We start from the raw sequence: 18,093 nt of genomic DNA, 5'->3' as shown, positions 1-18,093 counted from the left end.
CGACTTGTCACCCGCACCCGCACCGGAGATTGAGTCCGTATGAAGTCGAGCTCAGGCCGCCGCCGCAAGGAACGCACCACCCCACAACGCGCCGTGGGGCCCGGCGCTCTCGCCCTGGCCCTGCTCCTGGTGGTCGGCTCCACTGTCGGGGGCTATCTGCTGCTGACCCACGAGGACGGCACCGCCTCGGCCGTCTCCTCGGCCAAGCAGCCGAACCCGGCCAAGGAGCCGAAGTGGGACGGCAGGACGAAGGTGCTCGGCGACGGGTCCACGTCCTACACCGGCCCTCAGAAGGGCGAGTTGAAGGCTGTCCGACTCAAGCCCGGTGAGAAGCCGCCCCAGTTCGTCGTCTTCTCCTGGGACGGCGCGCTGGAGGGCAGCGACCATCTCTTCTCCCACTACCGGGAGCTGGCCAAGCAGTACAACGCCCACATGACGTTCTTCCTCACCGGCATCTATCTGCTGCCGAAGGCGAAGAAGGACCTGTATCACCCGCCGCAGCACGGCGTGGGCGCCGCGGCCATCGACTACGCGACGGACGAGCACATACGCGAGACGCTGGAGCAGTTGCGCAAGGCGTACGACGAGGGCAACGAGATCGGCACGCACTTCAACGGGCACTTCTGCGGCGCCAAGGGCGGCGGCGACTGGAGCGTGAAGGAGTGGCGCAGCGAGATCGACCAGTTCTACTCCTTCACGGAGAACTGGAAGACCAACACGGGCTACAAGGACATCCCGCCGCTGCCCTTCGACTTCAAGAAGGAGGTGACCGGCGGCCGGGCGCCCTGCCTGGAGGGCCAGGCGAACCTGCTGAAGGCCATCAAGCCGCTCGGCTGGCGCTACGACGCCAGCTCCGCCGGTGACTTCCAGATCTGGCCGACGAAGAAGAACGGCGTCTGGGACTTCCCGCTCCAGATGCTGCCGTACGAGTCGGGCAAGTTCCAGGGCCTGTCGATGGACTTCAACTTCCTCTACAACCAGTCCAAGGGCGAGACCCACGGCGACCCGGGCGAGTACCCCAAGTGGGAGCAGCAGACGGTGGATTCGTACATGGCGGGCTTCAACCGCGTGTACTACGGCAGCCGTGCGCCGCTGTTCATCGGCAACCACTTCGAGGACTGGAACGGCGGCATCTACATGAAGTCGATCGACCAGGTCATCAAGAACGTCTGCACCAAGAAGGGCGTGAAGTGCGTGTCCTTCAAGGAGATGGCGGACTGGATGGACGCGCAGACGCCCGAGACGCTGGCCAACCTGCGCAGCCTGGACCCGGCGCAGTCGCCCGACTGGTCCGCGGTCGTCAAGTGACGTTTGAAACGGTCTGGTTCCACTTGTGCACACCTTCTTCACACGCGTCACATGCGGCATGCGAAGATGCGTTCGCCCGGTCTCTGTCACCGGAGTCCCGGTCTGTGCACCGGAGTAGAGGGGAACATCATTGAAGTCGAGAAAACTGAGCCGTAAGCGCAGTCGTGCCGCCATAGTGTCGGCCGCAGCTGCTTCGGTGGTCGCGGGCGTCGCGCTCGTGCCCAACTGGAGTGCGGGAGCGGCGGTCACCGACGACCCGACCGTGGACGCGGCCACCAAGGCGACCTTCCAGAAGCTGGCGGACGCGGTCTTCACCGACCGCACCCAGGCCCTGGTGGGTGGCACCGCGCAGAACGCGCCGCAGCAGCGCACGCACCGGTTCTCCGGCGACGTGCGGCTGTCGGGCACGCAGACGCGGCAGGAGAAGTCGGCGATCACCGAGCTGCGCGGTCGCAAGGACCGGCTGGCGAAGCTGGGCGAGCAGTACAGCGCGGGCAGCACGAGCGTGAAGCTGGACGCCACGCAGGTCAAGGGCCGCCGTGCCACGGTGGACGTCACCGAGACGACCTCCCTGACCTACAAGAAGGTCGAGGCCGACCAGCCGAAGACCACCGGTTTCCAGGCCCACCACGAGCTGACCTTCAAGGCGGACCGCGAGGGCAACTGGCAGCTCACCGACGTCAAGGACACCGACGACGGTTACCTGGCGGTCAACCAGGTCGCGAAGCCGGCGGTCGCCAAGCCGGCCACCGCGACCGACGCCGACAGCCCGCCGGACGCGCCGCGGTCGGCCACCACGCGGCCCGCGCCCGCGAACCCGAAGAACATGACGGCGTCGGGCTACGACTACAACGCCATGGTCGCGTACGCCACGAAGTACTGGAACAACTACAACACCGACTACCCCGACTTCAACGGGGCCGGGGCCGGCGGCGACTGCACCAACTTCGTCAGCCAGTCCCTGAAGGCGGGCGGCTGGAAGCACGTCCCGGGTTACACGAACGACTTCCACAAGTGGTTCGGTACGAAGGACATCCAGTCCGACTCCTTCGTCGGTGTCAACGAGTTCTCCTGGTTCGCCCTGTCCTCGAAGCGCGTCACCCCGCTGGCCAACGTGTTCCAGGCCGACATCGGTGACGTGATCCAGATGGACTTCAACAAGGACGGGTCCAAGGACCACACGATGATCGTCACCAAGCGGGACGCCCAGGGCGTGCCGTACGTGACGTACCACTCCACCAACACCTACAACAGGTCGGTGGCGTCCCTCGTCGCGTCGTACCCGACGGCGGCGTTCTACGCCTACCGCACCTGATCGCCGGGTGTACCGGCCGGGAGCGGCGTCCTCGTGGGCGTCGGTCCCGGCCATGACGAAGGCCCCCGCGTCGTGCGGGGGCCTTCGTGCGTTCGCCGGTGGTCGGGTCAGGGTGCCATGCGGGCGGCGATGTCCTCGGCGCACTCCATCAACGCCGTCGCCTGGTCCCGCAGTTGGTCGGCCTCGGTGAGGATGACGGTGGCCGCGAGGGAGACGGCGAGCTGCGGGCCTCGCCGGGACGCGCCGGGCAGCGCGGCCGCCAGCGAGCGGACGCCGATCTCGTTCTCCTCGTCCACCTCGGCCCAGCCCCGTTCGCGCACCCGGGCGAGTTCGGCGCGCAGCAGATCGGGGTCGGTCACCGTGCGCGGGGTGACGGCCGGGAGCGGACCCCTGAGCAGCTCCTCCCGTTCCGTCTCGGGGAGTTGGGCGACCAGCGCCTTGCCGAGGGAGGTGGCGTGCCAGGGGTTGCGGGTGCCCTCGGCGCTGCGCAACTGCAGGTGCTGGGTGCCCTGGACGGTGAGGACGAGGAGGACGTCGGCGCCGTCGAGGACGCCCGCGATGACGGGGAGCCCGGTGCGGGCGGCGAGGCGGCCCATGGGTCCGGCCGCGGCCGAGTATCCGGCTGCCGAGCGCTGGAAGCCCCGGGAGAGTTCGAGGACGCGGGAGCCGAGCGCGTAGCGGCGGGCGTCCTCGTCGTAGGTGGCGAAGCGTTCCTCGACCAGGCGGCCGAGAATGCGGTGGGCGCTGCTGACGGGGAGCCGGGCGGCACGGGCGGCGGCGCTCACACCGAGTCCCGCCGGGTGCTCGGCGAGCACGCTCAGCAGGCGCAGCCCCCGGCCCAGCATGTCGTCGCCGGATGGTGTGGTCACCGTGTGGTCCTCCGTGGTGGGGCGGTTCTCTGGGGGCGGGGCGGTCTCTCGGGCGGCGGCCGGAGCGGGTGACCCGGCCGCCGCTTGGATGATCACCGTACCGGGGCGGGCCGCGCGGCGGTCCTCGGCTCGGGGACGGCGAGGGTGAGGGCCGCCGCGATCAGGGCGCAGACGGCCATCAGGACGAAGGCGCCCGCGTCGCCGAGCTGTGTGCCGCGCACCCAGCCGACCAGGTAGGTCCCGGCGAAGGAGCCGAGCGCGCCGAAGGAGTTGACCAGGGCGACGGCGGCGCCCGCGACGCCGGGCGGGGCGAGCGTGGAGACGAGGGCGAAGTAGGGGCCGTAGGGGGCGTAGAGGCACAGGCCCGCGACGACCAGCAGGGTGAGGGCCAGGGGGAAGTCGTCACCGGCCGCGTAGGAGGCGAGCAGGGCGAGTCCGCCGCCGGCCAGCCAGGGCCAGACGGCGGCGCGGCGGCGGCCGCTGCGGTCGGACAGGCGGGAGTTGACGAGCATGGCGGCGGCCGCGCAGGCGTAGGGGATGGCGGTGAGCAGTCCGGTGGCGCCGATGCCCTCGCCGGAGCCCTTCTTGATGATGGCGGGCAGCCAGAAGACGAAGCCGTACATGCCGAAGGACCAGAAGAAGTACTGGGCGGCCATGAGGAGGACGCGGGAGGAGCGCGCGACGCTCGCGTACTGCTCGCGCAGCGTCCCGGCGACCGGCTGGGCGGTGGCCCGCTGGTCGGCCAAATCGGCTTCGAGGTGGCGGAGTTCGGCTTCGGGGAGCTGCGCCTGCTCGGGGCGGTCCTTGATGAGCCACAGGCAGGCCAGGCCCCACAGGATCGAGGGGACGCCCTCGGCGACGAACATCACCCGCCAGTCGGAGACCGACACCAGCCAGCCGGAGACGGCCGACAGCCACATCACGGTGACCGGATTGCCCAGGATGAGCACGGTGTTGGCGCGTCCGCGCTCGCCGCGCGTGAACCAGCGGCCGAGCAGCATCACCATCGAGGGCAGCACCGCGCCCTCGACCACCCCGAGCGCGAACCGCACCGCGACGAGCTGCGCCGGACTGCTCGACAAGCCCTGGATCACGGCGAGTACGCCCCAGGTCACGGTGGACCAGGCGACCAGCCGGCGGGCGCTGCGCTGCTCGGCGTAGATCGTGCCGGGTATCTGGAAGAGGAAGTAGCCGAGGAAGAACGACGCGGCGATCAAGGAGTCGGTGCCGGCCGACAGACGCAGCTCGTCGGCCATGCCGCCCGCCGAGGCGATCGCGTAGTTCGACTTGTCGAGGTAGGCGAGCGAGTACGTGACGAAGGCGACCGGCATCAGATACCGGGCGCGGGCCGAACGCCAGAACCCGGTGGGCGCCGCCTCGGGCACCGCGGTCTCGGTGGCAGGTGACGTCGCTGTCATTCCTGCACCCCCTGTTTTCCGTGAGATGGAAAGTGTTTCACTGGACGGGAAGAACCGTACGAGAAGGAGACCCCGTTGACCAGAGCTGTGCACGACTCCGCCACCGACGTGCTTCTCCCCTGGCCCGACCTGGACCGCGGCCACGGCGCCTGGCCCGAGGGCGTGCGGGTGCACGTCTGGGACGGGGTGACGCCCGGCAGCGAGCCCGACGCGGAGGCGCTCGCCCGCGTCGGCCTGTGGGTCATGCCGTACGCCGTTCCCGACGCCGTACGCCTGCTGCCCCGCCTGCCGGGCCTCGAGGCCGTGCAGTCGCTGAGCGCGGGCGTCGAGAAGCTGCTCCCTCTGCTGCCGCCCGGTGTCGCCCTGCACAACGGGCGCGGGCTGCACGACGCCTCCACCGCCGAGCACGCGCTCGGGCTGATCCTGGCCGCGCAGCGCGAGCTGCCGCGGTGGGTCGCCGACCAGGCCGCCGGACGCTGGGAGCCGCACTTCACCCGCTCGCTGGCGGACGCACGCGTCACGATCGTCGGCTACGGCTCGATCGGCGCCGCCTTGGAGCAGCGACTGCTGGCCTGCGAGGCCCAGGTCACCCGGGTCGCGCGGCGGGCCCGCCCGGAGCAGGACGTGCACCCGGTCTCCGAGCTGCCCGAACTGCTCCGCACGACCGACGTCGTCGTCCTCGTGCTGCCCGAAACGCCGGAGACGGAAGGGCTGTTGGGCGCGAAGGAGCTGGCCGCGCTGCCCGACGGCGCGCTGGTGGTCAACGTGGGGCGCGGCCGCACCCTCGACACCGACGCGCTGCTCGCGGAGACCGCCGGGGGCAGGCTGCGCGCGGCCCTCGACGTGACCGACCCGGAGCCGCTGCCCGCCGGTCATCCGCTGCGCCACGCCCCGGGCGTGCTGATCACCCCGCATGTCGGCGGTGGTTCCGCGGCGTTCCGGCCACGCGCCGAGCGGCTGATCGTGGAGCAGGTGCGCCGCTTCGCCGGCGGGCTGCCGCTGCTCAACGCCTTCCCCCGCGGCTGACGCCCGGTACGCCGTGGCCCGAGCCGGACGGGTCACGGCGCAGCGCACCGGCGTGCCGGCGCCGGTCAACGACATGCTGCGCGACGGGATGCGCCAGACGGCCGTGCACTCAGGGGGGGGCCGCCTACCGGCCCAACTCCCTCGACGATCGACCCGGAGCCGTGCGCGGGCCCGGACTCCGGCCTGGAGGCGGCGCGCGCGGCGCAGAAGGCGGCCCTGGCGGCGGACGTCGTCCCGATGGTCGTCGCCAGGGCCGGCGGCGAGCTGCCCGCGGACGGCGATCCGCCGGCGGTGGCAGCCCTCGTACGCCAAGACGCGTTCGACCGAGTTAGACACCGTGCTGCTCGCCGGGCCCGCCCCGGTCGGCGACGACGCCTGCGGCGCCCGTGGCGCGGAGGCGGGCGGCACGGACGGTCCCGGCGTCGATCCCGGGTGGCACTGCTGCTGGAGAAGGCGTTCCGGCACGACAAGGGGCTGGGTGGCTGGAACGGCGCCGAGGAGACAGTGGGCGCGGCGGGCGTGCCGCTCGACGCGCCCGGCGTGGTGACGGGTGCGAACGCGGCCGAGGTGCTGGAGCAGGTCGTGACCCCGCTGGGCGGCGACCGGGTCTGGGAGCGGTTCGCACCCCGGGTGCGACCGCGTCCCTGTGCCGGAGCGGGCCGAGTGGATTCGGCCCGCTCCGGTCCTGTTTTCCGTGAGCGAGAGCGGGGACTCGGGCACCTATGGTGCGAATCGGATACACGATGATGACCGAACAGGCCGGACCCCGGGAACTGGTGGACCATGTGGTCCGCGCCGAGGAGGCGGGGTTCGACTTCTCCGTCACCTCCGACCACTACTTCCCGTGGCTGCGCTCGCAGGGCCACGCCCCCCACGCGTGGACGGTGCTCGGCGCGGCGGCACAGGCGACCTCGCGGATCCCGCTCATGACGTACGTGACCTGTCCGACGGTCCGCTACCACCCGGTGGTCGTGGCGCAGAAGGCGGCCACGCTGCAACTCCTCGCCGAGGGCCGGTTCCGGCTCGGGCTCGGCGCGGGCGAGAACCTCAACGAGCATGTGGTCGGCGGTGGTTGGCCCGCCGTCGACGTGCGGCACGAGATGCTGGAAGAGGCGGTGGAGATCATCCACGCGCTCTTCGAGGGCGGCCACGTCACCCATCACGGCACGTACTTCGACGTGGAGTCGGCGCGGCTGTGGGACCTGCCGGAGAAGACGCCGCCGATCGGCATCGCCGTCTCGGGCGAACAGTCCTGCACGCTGGCTGGGCATCTGGGCGACCTGGTCATCGCGACGGAGCCCAAGAAGGAGCTGCTGGACGCCTTCGACCGGCACGGCGGCGCCGGCAAGCCCCGGGTGGGGCAGCTCCCGGTGAGCTACGGCCCCGACCGCGAGGCGGCGATCGACCGGGCGCACGACCAGTTCCGCTGGTTCGGGCTCGGCTGGAAGGTCAACTCCGAGCTTCCGCACCCGGATTCGTTCGCGTCGGCCACACAGTTCGTGACCCGCGAGGACGTCGCCGCGTCGATTCCGTGCGGCGACGACCCGGAGGCGTTCGTGGAGGCGGTGCGGCCGTACGTCGAGGCGGGGTTCACGGAGGTCGCCCTGGTGCAGATCGGCGGCGAGACCCAGCCGGACTTCATCGACTGGTCGCGCAAGACGCTGCTGTCCGCCCTGCGCGAGGCCTTCGGCTGACCCGTACGCCCCGTGGGCACGGCGTGTGAGCCGTGCCCACGGGGTACTCGGGGGCCCGGAATGCAGCGCCGTCCGCGAGGAGGAGAACGTGGCGATCCGGTATCAGCTCATCGAACGCACGCCGGCCGACGTGTGGAGCGTGCTGGCGGACCCCTACCGCTACGCGGACTGGGTCGTCGGCACCGCCGAGACCGCTCCCCGCGAGGGCGACTGGCCCGAACTCGGCTCGTCCCTCTCCTACACGATCCCGCTCGGTCCCCGGGTGGCCGAGGGATACACCGTGGTCCGCCGTTTCGACCCGCCGCAGTTTCTGGAGCTGGAGGCACGCAGCGGGCTCGGCAGCGCGCGGATCGCCTTCGAGATCCGGCCCTGGGGCGAGAACACGCTCGTCATCGTGGACGAGCATCCGCTGAGCGGACTCGGCAACCGGCTGCACAACACCCTGCTCGACGCGATGATCCAGCTCCGCCACCGGGGGATGCTCGCGCGGCTGGCCCGGGTGGTGGAGGAGACGCATCCGAGGGGGCGCGGGGAGAAGGGCGCCGCCTCGCCCGCGCGGTCCTCGGCGAGCGGGGAGGCCGGTCATGACTGACGCGGTGGTGATCGGGTCCGGACCCAACGGCCTGGTGGCCGCGAACGTGCTGGCCGATCACGGGTGGAGCGTGACCGTGCTGGAGGCGGCGGACACGCCCGGCGGCGCGGTGCGCAGCGACCACGGGGTGCATCCCGACTTCGTCAACGACATCTTCAGCTCCTTCTATCCGCTCGCCGCCGCCTCGCCGGTCATCAAGAGCCTGCGTCTCGAGGAGGAAGGGCTGCGCTGGTCCCACGCGCCCGCGGTGCTGGCCCATCCGCTGCCCGACGGGCGCTGCGCGGTCCTGGACCGGGACCGGGAGGTCACCGCGGAGAACCTGGACAGCTTCGCCGACGGCGACGGCCGGTCCTGGCAGACGCTGTGCGAGACCTGGGACCGGGCGGGCAAGGACCTGCTCGGCGCGGTCTTCGCGACCATGCCTCCGGTGAAACCGCTGGTGTCGCTGGGCCTGCGGATGCGGGCCCACGGCTCGCTCCAGCTCGCGCGGAGCCTGCTGCTGCCCGTGCGCCGCTTCGGCGAGGAGGAGTTCGACAGCGAGGCGGCGCGGCTGCTGGTCGCGGGCACCGCCCTGCACGCCGACCTGGGCCCGGAATCGGCGGGTGGCGCGGGCTTCGGCTGGATCATGACGATGCTCGGGCAGACGTACGGCTTCCCGGTGCCGGTCGGCGGCGCGAGCGCCCTGACCCGCGCGCTCCAGAGCAGGCTGGAGCGCCGGGGCGGCGTCATCCGCTGCGGCGCGCGGGTGACCCAGGTGGTCGTCGACGGCGGCCGGGCCCTCGGGGTGCGCACGGCCGACGGCGACGCGATCCCGGCGCGCCGGGCCGTCCTCGCCGACGTGTCGGCTCCTGAGCTGTACGGCGCTCTGGTCGCACCCGAGCATCTGCCGGAGCGGGTCCGCTCGGACATGGAGCGCTTCCAGTGGGACTTCGCGACCTTCAAGGTGGACTGGGCGCTGAGCGGCCCGATCCCGTGGCGGGCGGAGGAGGCGGGCCGGGCGGGGACCGTCCACATCGCCGACAGTGTGGACGATCTGACCCGGTTCGCGGCGCAGATCGCCATGCGGCTGGTCCCGGACCGGCCCTTCCTGCTGCTAGGCCAGATGACGACCGCAGATCCGACGCGTTCGCCCGCGGGCACCGAGTCCGCGTGGGCGTACACGCATCTGCCCCGTGACCCGCGCGGTGACGCGGCGGAGGGCGGTCCGCTCAAGGGGAACTGGGACGCCGCGGAGCGCGAGATCATGGCGGACCGGATCGAGCAGCGGGTGGAGGAGTACGCGCCGGGCTTCCGCGAGCGCATCATGAACCGGCGTGTCCTGGCACCGCCCTCGCTCCAGGCGGCCGACGCCAATCTGAACGAGGGCGCCCTCAACGGCGGCACCACCAATCTGCACCAGCAGGCCGTCTTCCGTCCGATTCCGGGCACCGGGCGCCCCGAGACGCCGATCCGCGGTCTGTATCTGGCCTCGTCCTCCGCGCATCCCGGAGGCGGGGTGCACGGCGCCCCCGGGGCCAACGCGGCACAGGTGGCCCTCGGCGCGCGCCGTCCCCTGGTGTGGACCGTGGCCGCCCTGCACCGCGCCCTCCAGGGGCGCTGACGGGCGGGCGGTGGCGAAGCGCCGTCGCGTGTCCGATGCTGGTCTGGCCGGACCGCCCCGTCACGAACGGCGTCGGGGTGACCACGCACAGCACCGTGACAGCCGCACGACGCTCACCGGGAGAGGCCAATGGACTACTCCGCCTCGCAGAACGCGCGATCCGCCGCCGCCAAGCACGCCCTCGACACCGAGCCGCAGTACATCGACGCGCCGCTCACCGCCGCCGCCGCGTTCCTGGTCCTCACCATCAATTCCGGCGAGCAGGCGATGGACAAGGCGCGTTCCGTGGTCGCGAGCACGGACGACCTCGTGAAGGACATCCGGGTCCAGCAGGTCAATTCCTCGGTCTTCACCTGCAATGTCGGCATCTCCCACCACGTCTGGGAACCGCTGACCCGCAAACCGCTGCCGAAGGAACTGCGGCCCTTCCAGGAGGTCCGGGGCGCCCAGCACACCGCGGTCGCCACCGAAGGTGATCTCCTTTACCACATTCGCTGCGATTCGGTCGATCTGGTCATCGAATTCGAGAAGATCCTGCTGGAGGCGTTCGGCGATTCGGTGACGGCGGTGGACGACGTCACCGGTTTCCGTTATTACAACGGCCGGGACCTTCTCGAATTCGTCGACGGCACGGCGAACCCCAACGGCCTGGACCTGCCGGAGGCCACGCTCGTCGGCGCGGAGGACCCGGCCTACGAGGGCGGCAGTTACGTCGTCATCCAGAAGTACCTCCACAATCTGACCGCCTGGCGGTCGCAGACCACGGAGACCCAGGAAGCCGTCATCGGGCGCACCAAGTTCGACAACATCGAGCTGCCCGACGCGACCGAGGGCCAGAAGTCGCACAAGACCCTGTGCACCATCCAGGACGCCGAGGGCGAGCACGACATCCTGCGCGACAACATGCCCTTCGCCAATCCCGGCCGGGGTGAGTTCGGCACGTATTTCATCGGCTACTCGCGGCATCTGTGGGTCATCGAGAAAATGATGGAACGCATGTTCATCGGGGACCCGCCGCCGCTGCACGACCGGATTCTGGACTATTCGCGGGCGGTGACCGGGGTGACGTTCTTCGTCCCGGCCCGCAAATTCCTCAGCGGTCTGGACGGCTGAGCCGCTCGGGGCGCCGGGAACTCCGCGGTGCCGGGCGGGACTTCGGCGCCCGGGCCGCCGTACGGGAGGGGCGGCCGAGCACGACTCCGGCCAGGACGAGCAGCAGCCCGCCCCACTGACGTACGGTCAGCGCCTCGGTGGCGACCACGGTGCCGAGCAGCACGCCCGCGACGGGATTGAGCAGGCCCACCAGCCCGACCGTGCCCGCCGGCAGACGCCGCAGCCCCGTGAACCAGGCGACGCAGGCCAGCGCGGTGGCGATCAGCGCGACATAGCCGAACGCGAGTACCGCCGACGCGGAGAGCGCGGGCGGCGGCCCCTCCACGACGGCGGCGGCCGGGAGCAGCATCAGCCCTCCGGCGGTGAGCTGCCAGGCCGTCGAGGCGAGTACGTCGGTGCCGGTGCTCCATCGCTTGGCCAGGATGTAGCCGAGGGACGACACCAGCATGGCGGCGACGGAGGCTCCGACGCCGGGCAGGCTCACGGCCTCGGCGCCGGTGAGCAGCAGAAGGCACACCCCGGCGAGCCCGGTCACGGCACCGGCGAGATGGGCACCCCGGGGCCGCTCCCCCACCAGCAGCCAGGCGATCAGCATCATCGTCAGCGGCGACACCGCCATGACGGTCGAGGCCACGCTCGTCGGCAGCAGCTGCGCGGCGACGTAGACGAGCACGAAGAACACGCTCACGTTGAGCAGGCCGAGGACGGCCGACCGCCACCACCAGGCGCCGTGCGGCCGCTTCCTGGCGAGGGCCATCAGGACGAGACCGGCGGGCAGCGCCCGCAGCGCGGCCCCGTACAGCGGGCGGTCCGGCGGCAGGAACTCGTGCGTGACGAAGTAGTTGGTCCCCCATGCCACCGGTGCGATCGCGGTCAGCGCCACCCAGCGCCCATTGGCTTCCATGGAAGCCAATATAACTTCCCGGGAAGCTAAAGTGGAGGCATGGAGAACCGGTATCCCGTGGACCGCGTGGCCCACATCCAGGAGGAATGGCGCCGCGAGCGCCCCGGCCTCGACGTCTCCCCGCTGGGCGTGATCGGCCGGCTGCACCGGCTGGCGGACCGCCTCACCGAGGAACTGTGTCTGGTCTACCGCCGATACGGCCTGGGCGAGGGCGAGTTCGACGTGCTGTGCGCGCTGCGCCGCGCCGGCGCCCCCTACGAGCGGGCACCTGGCGAACTGGCCGCGCACACCATGGTGACCACGGGCGCGATGACGAAGCGTATCGACCGGCTGGAGCGCGCCGGGCTCGTGACCCGGCGCCGCTCGGGCGACGACCAGCGCGGGCGGATCGTCGCCCTCACGGAGCCCGGGCGCAAGCTGATCGACGAGGCGTTCACCGACCACATGCGCAACGAGCGCCAACTTGTCGACCTGTTGAGCCCTGCCGAGGCCGCGGCGCTCGAACCCCTGCTGGCCGCTTGGCTGTTGCGCCTGGACGATCCGCGCGGCTGATCTCGGGCGCGCGGGCCGTCCGGTGAGGGTCTGCCTCTCGCGGCGCGGGCGTGTTCCGGGTAGACCTTCACCGGTCGCCTGGTGCGGGGTTCTCGGGAGGTGGGCGCGTCCACGATGAGGGGGACGACGGAAGAAGGGCCACTCCTCTCCCTATTAAACATATAGCGCATGGGGGCCCTTGCGGCAAGGCCCCCATGGTGCCTCAGAATGGACGGCCGACGCCCGGAGTCGGGTGGAATCCGAGCTTCGTCACGTATCGACGCATTCGCCGGCATCCGCGGCTTCGGCCGGACGGCGAGCGGCGGGCGGTTCGGTCGTTCTGTGGGACAGGGGATACATGGTGGACGTGATCGTGGTCGGCGGCGGGCCGACCGGCTTGATGCTGGCGGCCGAGCTGCGGCTGCACGGCGTGCGGACGGTCGTGCTGGAGAAGGCGGCGGAGCCGGGCCGGCAGGTGCGGGCGCTGGGGCTGCACGTGCGCAGTGTCGAGGTGATGGACCAGCGCGGGCTGCTCGACCGCTTCCTCGAGCTGGGGAAGAAGTTCCAGGTCGGCGGCCCGTTCGCGGGGTTCGCCGCGCCGTGGCCGCAGGGGGTGGACACCGCGCACCCGTACGGCCTCGCCATTCCGCAGCTCGTCACCGAGCGGCTGCTGGCCGAGCGCGCCGCGGAACTGGGTGCCGATGTACGGCGCGGGTGCGAGGTGGTGGGGCTGAGCCAGGACGAAGACGGGGTGAGCGCGGAGCTGGCCGACGGCACCCGGCTGCGGGCCCGCTATCTGGTCGGGTGCGACGGCGGCCGCAGTCTTGTACGCAAGCTGACCGGAGTCGGTTTCCCCGGCGAACCCTCCACCGTCGACACGCTGTTGGGCGAGATGGAGGCGACCTCGGACGCGGCGACCCTGGCCGCCGTGACGGCGGAGGTCCGCAAGACCGAACTCCGCTTCGGCGCGATGCCGCTCGGGGAGGGGGTGTACCGGATCATCGTGCCGTCCCGGGACGTGGCCGAGGACCGTACGACCGCGCCGACCCTGGAGGAGTTCCAGCAGGCGCTCCGGACGCTGACCGGGACCGACTTCGGGGTGCACGCGCCGCGCTGGCTGTCCCGGTTCGGGAACGCCACCCGGCAGGCCGAGCGCTACCGGGTGGGCCGGGTGCTGCTGGCCGGCGACGCGGCTCACGTCCATCCCCCGGTCGGCGGGCAGGGGCTCAACCTCGGCGTGCAGGACGCGTTCAACCTGGGCTGGAAGCTGGCCGCCGAGGTCAACGGGTGGGCGCCGGAAGGGCTGTTGGACACGTACCACGCCGAGCGCCACCCCGTGGCGGCGCGGGTGCTCACCAACACCCGGGCGCAGTTCGTGCTGTTGCGCACCGACCCCGGCGTGGTGGCACTGCGGGAGCTGTTCTCGGACCTCCTGGACTTCGAGGAGGTGAACCGGTACGTGACCGAGATGATCACCGCGATCTCGGTGCGCTACGACCTCGGCGAGGGCCACCCGCTGCTCGGACGGCGCCTGCGGGACCTGCCGCTGAAGCGGGGCCGGCTGTACGAACTCCTGCATGGCGGGCGCGGGTTGCTGCTCGACGGCACCGGCACGCTGTCGGCGGCGGGCTGGGACGACCGGGTCGACCACGTCGTGGACGTGAGCGACGATCTGGACGCGCCCGCCGTACTGCTCCGGCCGGACGGGCACGTGGCCTGGGTCGGGGACGAACAGGAGGAACTGGAGACCGGGTTGGCTCGGTGGTTCGGTACGGCGGCCGCGCACTGAGCGGGGCGGTGCGCCGTGGACGGGCGGGGTCCGGGCTCCGGAGACGGTCACGTCGCCCCGGAGCCACCCCGCGTCGCCGCCGCACAGCACCCCGCCCCCACCAGGACTGACCCGCCCGCCCGAGGGCAAGTGGAGGATGACCCGGGCCGCAGGCACGGCCCGGTGGCTCCCGTACGGCCGGTCGGTCGTACGAGGCGGCGTCGCCCGGCCGCCACGGCCCCCGGCGCCGTCGCTCGTGCGAGAGTCGCCGCAGGGAGCCGGATCCGGACGGTCGAGGGAGGATGAGGCGTGCGGAGCTTGGGAGTGGAGGAGGAGCTTCTCCTGGTCGACGCGGAGACGGGGGAGCCCCGGTCCGTCTCGGCGGCGGTGCTGGCCTCGGCGGGCCGGGCGGCCGGGGACGGCGAGGACCAGGTGTTCGAGCCGGAGCTGCAACGCCAGCAAGTCGAGTTCGCCACTCATCCGCAGACCCGGCGGGACGAGCTCGCGGCGGAGATCCGCCGTTTCCGCGCGGAGGCGGCCCACCATGCCGCGCGCACCGGCGCCGCCGTGGCCGCGCTGGCCACCTCTCCGCTGCCGGTCAGCCCCACGCTGACCCCGGACCGGCGCTACCAATGGATGGCAGAGCGCTTCGGGCTGACCCTCCAGGAGCAGCTCACCTGCGGATGCCACGTCCACGTCTCGGTGGAGTCCGACGAGGAGGGCGTGGCCGTACTCGACCGCATCCGCCCCTGGCTGCCGATCCTGCTTGCGCTGAGCGCCAACTCCCCCTTCTGGCAGGGCCAGGACAGCGGATACGCCAGTTTCCGCAGTCAGGTGTGGGGACGGTGGCCCTCGGCCGGTCCCACCGAGATCTTCGAGTCCCCCGAGCGGTATCACGCGCAGGTGCGCGACATGGTCGACACCGGGGTCCTGCGGGACGACGGGATGATCTACTTCGATGCCCGCCTCTCCCACCAGTACCCCACCATCGAGATCAGGGTCGGGGACGTGTGCCTCGACGCGGACTCGACGGTGCTGCTGGCCGTGCTGACCCGCGCGCTCGTGGAGACGGCCGCCCGCGAGTGGCGGGCCGGGAAGCCGCCGGCCCGGCACGGTGCGGCGGTGCTGCGGCTGGCCGCCTGGCAGGCCGCCCGCTACGGACTGGAAGGCCCGCTGCTCCACCCCGGGACCTTGCGTCCCGCCCCCGCCGAGACGGTGGTACGCGCGCTGTACGACCATGTGCGCGACGCCCTGGACGACCACGGGGACGCCAAGGTCGCCGGGGACAACCTGGCGGGGCTCCTGCGGCACGGAAGCGGCGCCGTGGTGCAGCGCGCCGTCCTGGAGCGGACCGGCAGCCTGCGGGACGTGGTGGCCGAGTGCGTCCGGCTCACCCAGGAGGAGCGGGGCAGGCAGCCGTGACCCGGTGAGCGACGGCCACGACGCACGCGCGGCCCGGTGAGAGGACCCGGTGTGCGGGCCGAGCCCCGCTGCTCAGGCGGTCTCGGCCCGCACGATCACGACCGGGCAGGTCGCGTGGTGCGACAGGTGCTGGCTGACCGAGCCCAGCAGCGCACGGGCGAACCCGCCCCGGCCCCGGCTGCCCACCACCAGCACCTCGGCCCCCTCCGCGGCCCGCAGCAGCACGTCGGTGGCGTTGCCGTGCACCAGATGCATCTCGACCGCGCCGAACCCCTCCCCGCCGAGCACCTCGGTCAGCTCCTGCCGCATCCGGTCGCGGGCCTCCTCGGCGTCGACGTCCATGTCCACGGCGGGCGCCGACCAGCCGGACAACCCCGGCAGCTCCCACACGGCGACCGCCTCGACGATGCCTCCGACCAGGCCGGCGTAGCGCGTGGCCCAGCGCAGGGCCGCGTACGAGGACGGCGACCCGTCGATACCGACGACGACCCTCGGCCTGGAGACATCCACGTCCATCTGTCACACCTCTCGCCCGACCGGTCGCACTCTCCTCTCCACGCTGCGGGAGACGCCGCCGCACCGCCAGAGATGGACCTCCGAGCGCATGACGGACGCGCCCGTTCGGCGGAGCGGGACATCGGCGGGGCGCCGATCTCGGTGTACGGCACATCCAGCAGGGGTCGGTCATCACCGAAATCACCTCACACTCCTTACGCGAACGGCAGCCCTGTGAACCAGCCCCCACGCAGGCGCACAAGCGCTGTCATCTGCGTGAACGGCCCTTCGCCACAGGCTTGTTGAGATCACTGCTTGGCCAACGCTTTTCCATACGTTGACCACATGTTCACCACCCACCCCTGATGCATCACGCCGTCCCGGGCGGAGAGTGATCGGCGGCCTGCGGATCCACCCGGGCCGCCGTCGTTCCGGAATGCTTCTCTCGCTCAAGAAGGGGCAGACATGGCCAAGTTGACCCGTCGTAGAGTCCTGGGTTCCGCCGGTGCGCTGGGCGCCGCAACGGCGATCTCCCTCCTCCCGCCGAGCGTCCAGAAGGCCGTGGCCGCCGACCGGCCCAGTCGCGGTTCGCTGCGCGACATCGAGCACGTCGTCATGCTGATGCAGGAGAACAGGTCCTTCGACCACTACTTCGGCACGCTCTCGGGGGTCCGGGGCTTCGCCGACCGGCACGCTCTCACGCTGGACGACGGCAACTCCGTCTTCTACCAGCCCGACACCGTGAACCCGAAGGGGTACTTACTCCCGTTCCACCTCGACACCCACGCGTCGAGCGCCCAGGCCATCCCGTCCACCAGTCACGCCTGGTCCGTGCAGCACCAGGCATGGAACAACGGCAAGATGGACCAGTGGCTGCCGGCCCACCGCAAGGCCGACGGCGTCAACGGCCCCTACGTGATGGGGTACTACACGCGCGAGGACATCCCGTTCCAGTTCGCGCTCGCCGAGACCTTCACGGTCTGCGACAACTACTTCTGCTCGGTGATGGGCCCGACCTGGCCCAACCGCCTGATGTGGATGACCGGTTCGATCGACCCGTCCGGTGAGAACGGCGGCCCGGTCATCAGCAACAAGGCGCCCAAGCCGTACCGCTGGACGACGTACGCCGAGCGCCTCCAGGCCGCCGGGGTGAGCTGGAAGGTGTACCAGCAGGACGACGACTACGGCTGCAACATGCTGGAGCAGTTCGAGAACTTCCGCTCCGCGCAGCCCGGTTCCGATCTGTACGAGCGCGGTGTGCGTCCGCAGCCCGAGGGCACCTTCGAGGACGACGCCCGAAACGACCGCCTCCCGGCGGTGAGCTGGATCATCCCGACGAGCATCCAGTCCGAGCACCCGGACTATCTCCCGGCCGCCGGGGCCGACTTCGTCGCCTCGAAGATCGAGGCCATCGCGTCCAACCCCAAGGTGTGGCGCAAGACCGCCTTCATCCTCAACTACGACGAGAACGACGGCCTGTTCGACCACGTGGTCCCGCCGACCCCGCCCGCGGGAACGCCGGACGAGTTCATCCAGGGGCTGCCGATCGGTGGCGGCTTCCGGGTGCCGGCCATCGTCATATCGCCCTGGACCATCGGCGGCTGGGTCGCATCCGAGGCGTTCGACCACACCTCGGCGCTGCAGTTCCTGGAGCGGTTCACCGGGGTCGAGGAGCCGAACATCAGCGACTGGCGCCGGGAGACCTTCGGCGACCTCACGAGCGCGTTCCGTTTCCGCGACAGCCACCACCGCCCGCCCCGGCTGCCCGACGACACGGCCGAGCAACTGGAGAAGGCGAAGGAAGAGGTGGCCACGCTGCCGGAGCCCACGCTTCCCGGCGAGGACCAGACCTTCCCGCATCAGGAGCGGGGCCACCGTCCGCATGTCTGACGGTCCCGTGTGGGACAGCCTCACAGGCGCCGCCCACATGTGCGGCAACCACATATACGGTGACCGCCGGGACGGCGGCCACGCGCGCGGCGCCCCCAGAGGCGCCACCCACGTGTGACGACGATGACGCGTTCCGGACGGCCCCCGC

At 71.4% G+C, this 18,093-nt stretch carries 16 protein-coding genes; 12 read left to right on the top strand and 4 right to left on the bottom strand.

All coding sequences use genetic code 11. The features are described from left to right. Window positions 1-39: 39 nt before the first annotated feature. Entirely contained in the window at window positions 40-1,308 is a 1,269-nt protein-coding gene (locus ACWEEU_RS08865; RefSeq protein WP_385748864.1) for a polysaccharide deacetylase family protein, read from the top strand. 196 nt (window positions 1,309-1,504) lie between these two features. Beyond that, complete coding sequence (locus ACWEEU_RS08860) at window positions 1,505-2,623, top strand: amidase domain-containing protein (RefSeq protein WP_451730185.1); 1,119 nt, start codon at window positions 1,505-1,507, stop codon at window positions 2,621-2,623. A 107-nt stretch (window positions 2,624-2,730) separates the two neighbouring features. Here the strand turns inward: ACWEEU_RS08860 and ACWEEU_RS08855 are convergent, their stop codons facing one another. Both ACWEEU_RS08855 and ACWEEU_RS08850 read right to left on the bottom strand, forming a co-directional pair. After that, on the bottom strand, window positions 2,731-3,492 hold the full coding sequence (locus tag ACWEEU_RS08855; protein ID WP_385748867.1) for an IclR family transcriptional regulator: 762 nt from the start codon (window positions 3,490-3,492) through the stop codon (window positions 2,731-2,733). Window positions 3,493-3,584: 92 nt separating this feature from the next. Continuing rightward, window positions 3,585-4,910, bottom strand: a complete 1,326-nt coding sequence (locus tag ACWEEU_RS08850; RefSeq protein WP_385748869.1) for an MFS transporter — start codon at window positions 4,908-4,910, stop codon at window positions 3,585-3,587. Window positions 4,911-4,985: 75 nt separating this feature from the next. Between ACWEEU_RS08850 and ACWEEU_RS08845 the strand changes: the two genes are divergently transcribed. The 6 genes from ACWEEU_RS08845 to ACWEEU_RS08820 all read left to right on the top strand — a co-directional run bounded on the left by ACWEEU_RS08845 (window position 4,986) and on the right by ACWEEU_RS08820 (window position 10,935). Then, on the top strand, window positions 4,986-5,936 hold the full coding sequence (locus ACWEEU_RS08845) for a 2-hydroxyacid dehydrogenase (RefSeq protein ID WP_385748872.1): 951 nt from the start codon (window positions 4,986-4,988) through the stop codon (window positions 5,934-5,936). A 237-nt stretch (window positions 5,937-6,173) separates the two neighbouring features. Beyond that, window positions 6,174-6,683: a hypothetical protein gene (locus ACWEEU_RS08840; protein ID WP_451730180.1), complete on the top strand. Its 510-nt coding sequence runs from the start codon at window positions 6,174-6,176 to the stop codon at window positions 6,681-6,683. After that, window positions 6,659-7,630: an LLM class F420-dependent oxidoreductase gene (locus tag ACWEEU_RS08835; RefSeq protein ID WP_451730178.1), complete on the top strand. Its 972-nt coding sequence runs from the start codon at window positions 6,659-6,661 to the stop codon at window positions 7,628-7,630. Before ACWEEU_RS08840 ends, ACWEEU_RS08835 begins: the two co-directional genes overlap by 25 nt. 88 nt (window positions 7,631-7,718) lie before the next feature. Next, on the top strand, window positions 7,719-8,222 hold the full coding sequence (locus ACWEEU_RS08830) for an SRPBCC family protein (protein ID WP_385743387.1): 504 nt from the start codon (window positions 7,719-7,721) through the stop codon (window positions 8,220-8,222). Next, entirely contained in the window at window positions 8,215-9,822 is a 1,608-nt protein-coding gene (locus ACWEEU_RS08825) for a phytoene desaturase family protein (RefSeq protein WP_451730176.1), read from the top strand. The genes ACWEEU_RS08830 and ACWEEU_RS08825 overlap by 8 nt, the downstream gene beginning before the upstream one ends. Before the next feature lie 129 nt (window positions 9,823-9,951). Continuing rightward, window positions 9,952-10,935 (top strand): Dyp-type peroxidase, encoded by a 984-nt coding sequence (locus ACWEEU_RS08820; RefSeq protein WP_451730174.1) that lies wholly within the window; start codon window positions 9,952-9,954, stop codon window positions 10,933-10,935. Here ACWEEU_RS08820 and ACWEEU_RS08815 read toward each other — a convergent pair. Then, the gene (locus ACWEEU_RS08815; protein WP_451730172.1) at window positions 10,916-11,839 is read right to left on the bottom strand and encodes an EamA family transporter; all 924 of its coding nucleotides are present in this window, start codon (window positions 11,837-11,839) and stop codon (window positions 10,916-10,918) included. The two genes, ACWEEU_RS08820 and ACWEEU_RS08815, sit on opposite strands and share 20 nt — an antisense overlap. 39 nt (window positions 11,840-11,878) lie before the next feature. Between ACWEEU_RS08815 and ACWEEU_RS08810 the strand changes: the two genes are divergently transcribed. The 3 genes from ACWEEU_RS08810 to ACWEEU_RS08800 all read left to right on the top strand — a co-directional run bounded on the left by ACWEEU_RS08810 (window position 11,879) and on the right by ACWEEU_RS08800 (window position 15,560). After that, window positions 11,879-12,391, top strand: coding sequence for a MarR family winged helix-turn-helix transcriptional regulator (locus tag ACWEEU_RS08810; RefSeq protein WP_385743379.1), 513 nt, complete (start codon window positions 11,879-11,881; stop codon window positions 12,389-12,391). Window positions 12,392-12,728: 337 nt separating this feature from the next. Next, on the top strand, window positions 12,729-14,159 hold the full coding sequence (rox, locus tag ACWEEU_RS08805; RefSeq protein ID WP_385743377.1) for a rifampin monooxygenase: 1,431 nt from the start codon (window positions 12,729-12,731) through the stop codon (window positions 14,157-14,159). Window positions 14,160-14,447: 288 nt separating this feature from the next. Beyond that, entirely contained in the window at window positions 14,448-15,560 is a 1,113-nt protein-coding gene (locus tag ACWEEU_RS08800; RefSeq protein ID WP_451730169.1) for a glutamate--cysteine ligase 2, read from the top strand. A 72-nt stretch (window positions 15,561-15,632) separates the two neighbouring features. Here the strand turns inward: ACWEEU_RS08800 and ACWEEU_RS08795 are convergent, their stop codons facing one another. Then, window positions 15,633-16,076 (bottom strand): universal stress protein, encoded by a 444-nt coding sequence (locus ACWEEU_RS08795; protein ID WP_385743373.1) that lies wholly within the window; start codon window positions 16,074-16,076, stop codon window positions 15,633-15,635. Between the two features lie 444 nt (window positions 16,077-16,520). Here ACWEEU_RS08795 and ACWEEU_RS08790 point away from each other — a divergent pair, with 444 nt between their 5' ends. Then, window positions 16,521-17,945, top strand: a complete 1,425-nt coding sequence (locus ACWEEU_RS08790; protein ID WP_451730166.1) for an alkaline phosphatase family protein — start codon at window positions 16,521-16,523, stop codon at window positions 17,943-17,945. The last annotated feature ends 148 nt before the right edge of the window (window positions 17,946-18,093 follow it).

It is taken from the genome of Streptomyces sp. NPDC005004, from assembly GCF_053600675.1.
The sequence above is the reverse complement of the archived record's forward strand: the minus strand, read 5'-3'. Positions and strand labels throughout refer to the sequence as shown.

Excerpts from the sequence above, each read along its gene's own strand:
- ACWEEU_RS08790 (WP_451730166.1), top strand. The coding sequence starts at position 16,521 with ATGGCCAAGTTGACCCGTCGTAGAGTCCTGGGTTCCGCCGGTGCGCTG.
- ACWEEU_RS08815 (WP_451730172.1), bottom strand. The coding sequence starts at position 11,839 with ATGGAAGCCAATGGGCGCTGGGTGGCGCTGACCGCGATCGCACCGGTG.
- ACWEEU_RS08810 (WP_385743379.1), top strand. The coding sequence starts at position 11,879 with ATGGAGAACCGGTATCCCGTGGACCGCGTGGCCCACATCCAGGAGGAA.
- ACWEEU_RS08835 (WP_451730178.1), top strand. The coding sequence starts at position 6,659 with ATGGTGCGAATCGGATACACGATGATGACCGAACAGGCCGGACCCCGG.
- ACWEEU_RS08820 (WP_451730174.1), top strand. The coding sequence starts at position 9,952 with ATGGACTACTCCGCCTCGCAGAACGCGCGATCCGCCGCCGCCAAGCAC.
- ACWEEU_RS08825 (WP_451730176.1), top strand. The coding sequence starts at position 8,215 with ATGACTGACGCGGTGGTGATCGGGTCCGGACCCAACGGCCTGGTGGCC.
- ACWEEU_RS08840 (WP_451730180.1), top strand. The coding sequence starts at position 6,174 with ATGGTCGTCGCCAGGGCCGGCGGCGAGCTGCCCGCGGACGGCGATCCG.
- rox (WP_385743377.1), top strand. The coding sequence starts at position 12,729 with ATGGTGGACGTGATCGTGGTCGGCGGCGGGCCGACCGGCTTGATGCTG.
- ACWEEU_RS08850 (WP_385748869.1), bottom strand. The coding sequence starts at position 4,910 with ATGACAGCGACGTCACCTGCCACCGAGACCGCGGTGCCCGAGGCGGCG.
- ACWEEU_RS08865 (WP_385748864.1), top strand. The coding sequence starts at position 40 with ATGAAGTCGAGCTCAGGCCGCCGCCGCAAGGAACGCACCACCCCACAA.
- ACWEEU_RS08795 (WP_385743373.1), bottom strand. The coding sequence starts at position 16,076 with ATGGACGTGGATGTCTCCAGGCCGAGGGTCGTCGTCGGTATCGACGGG.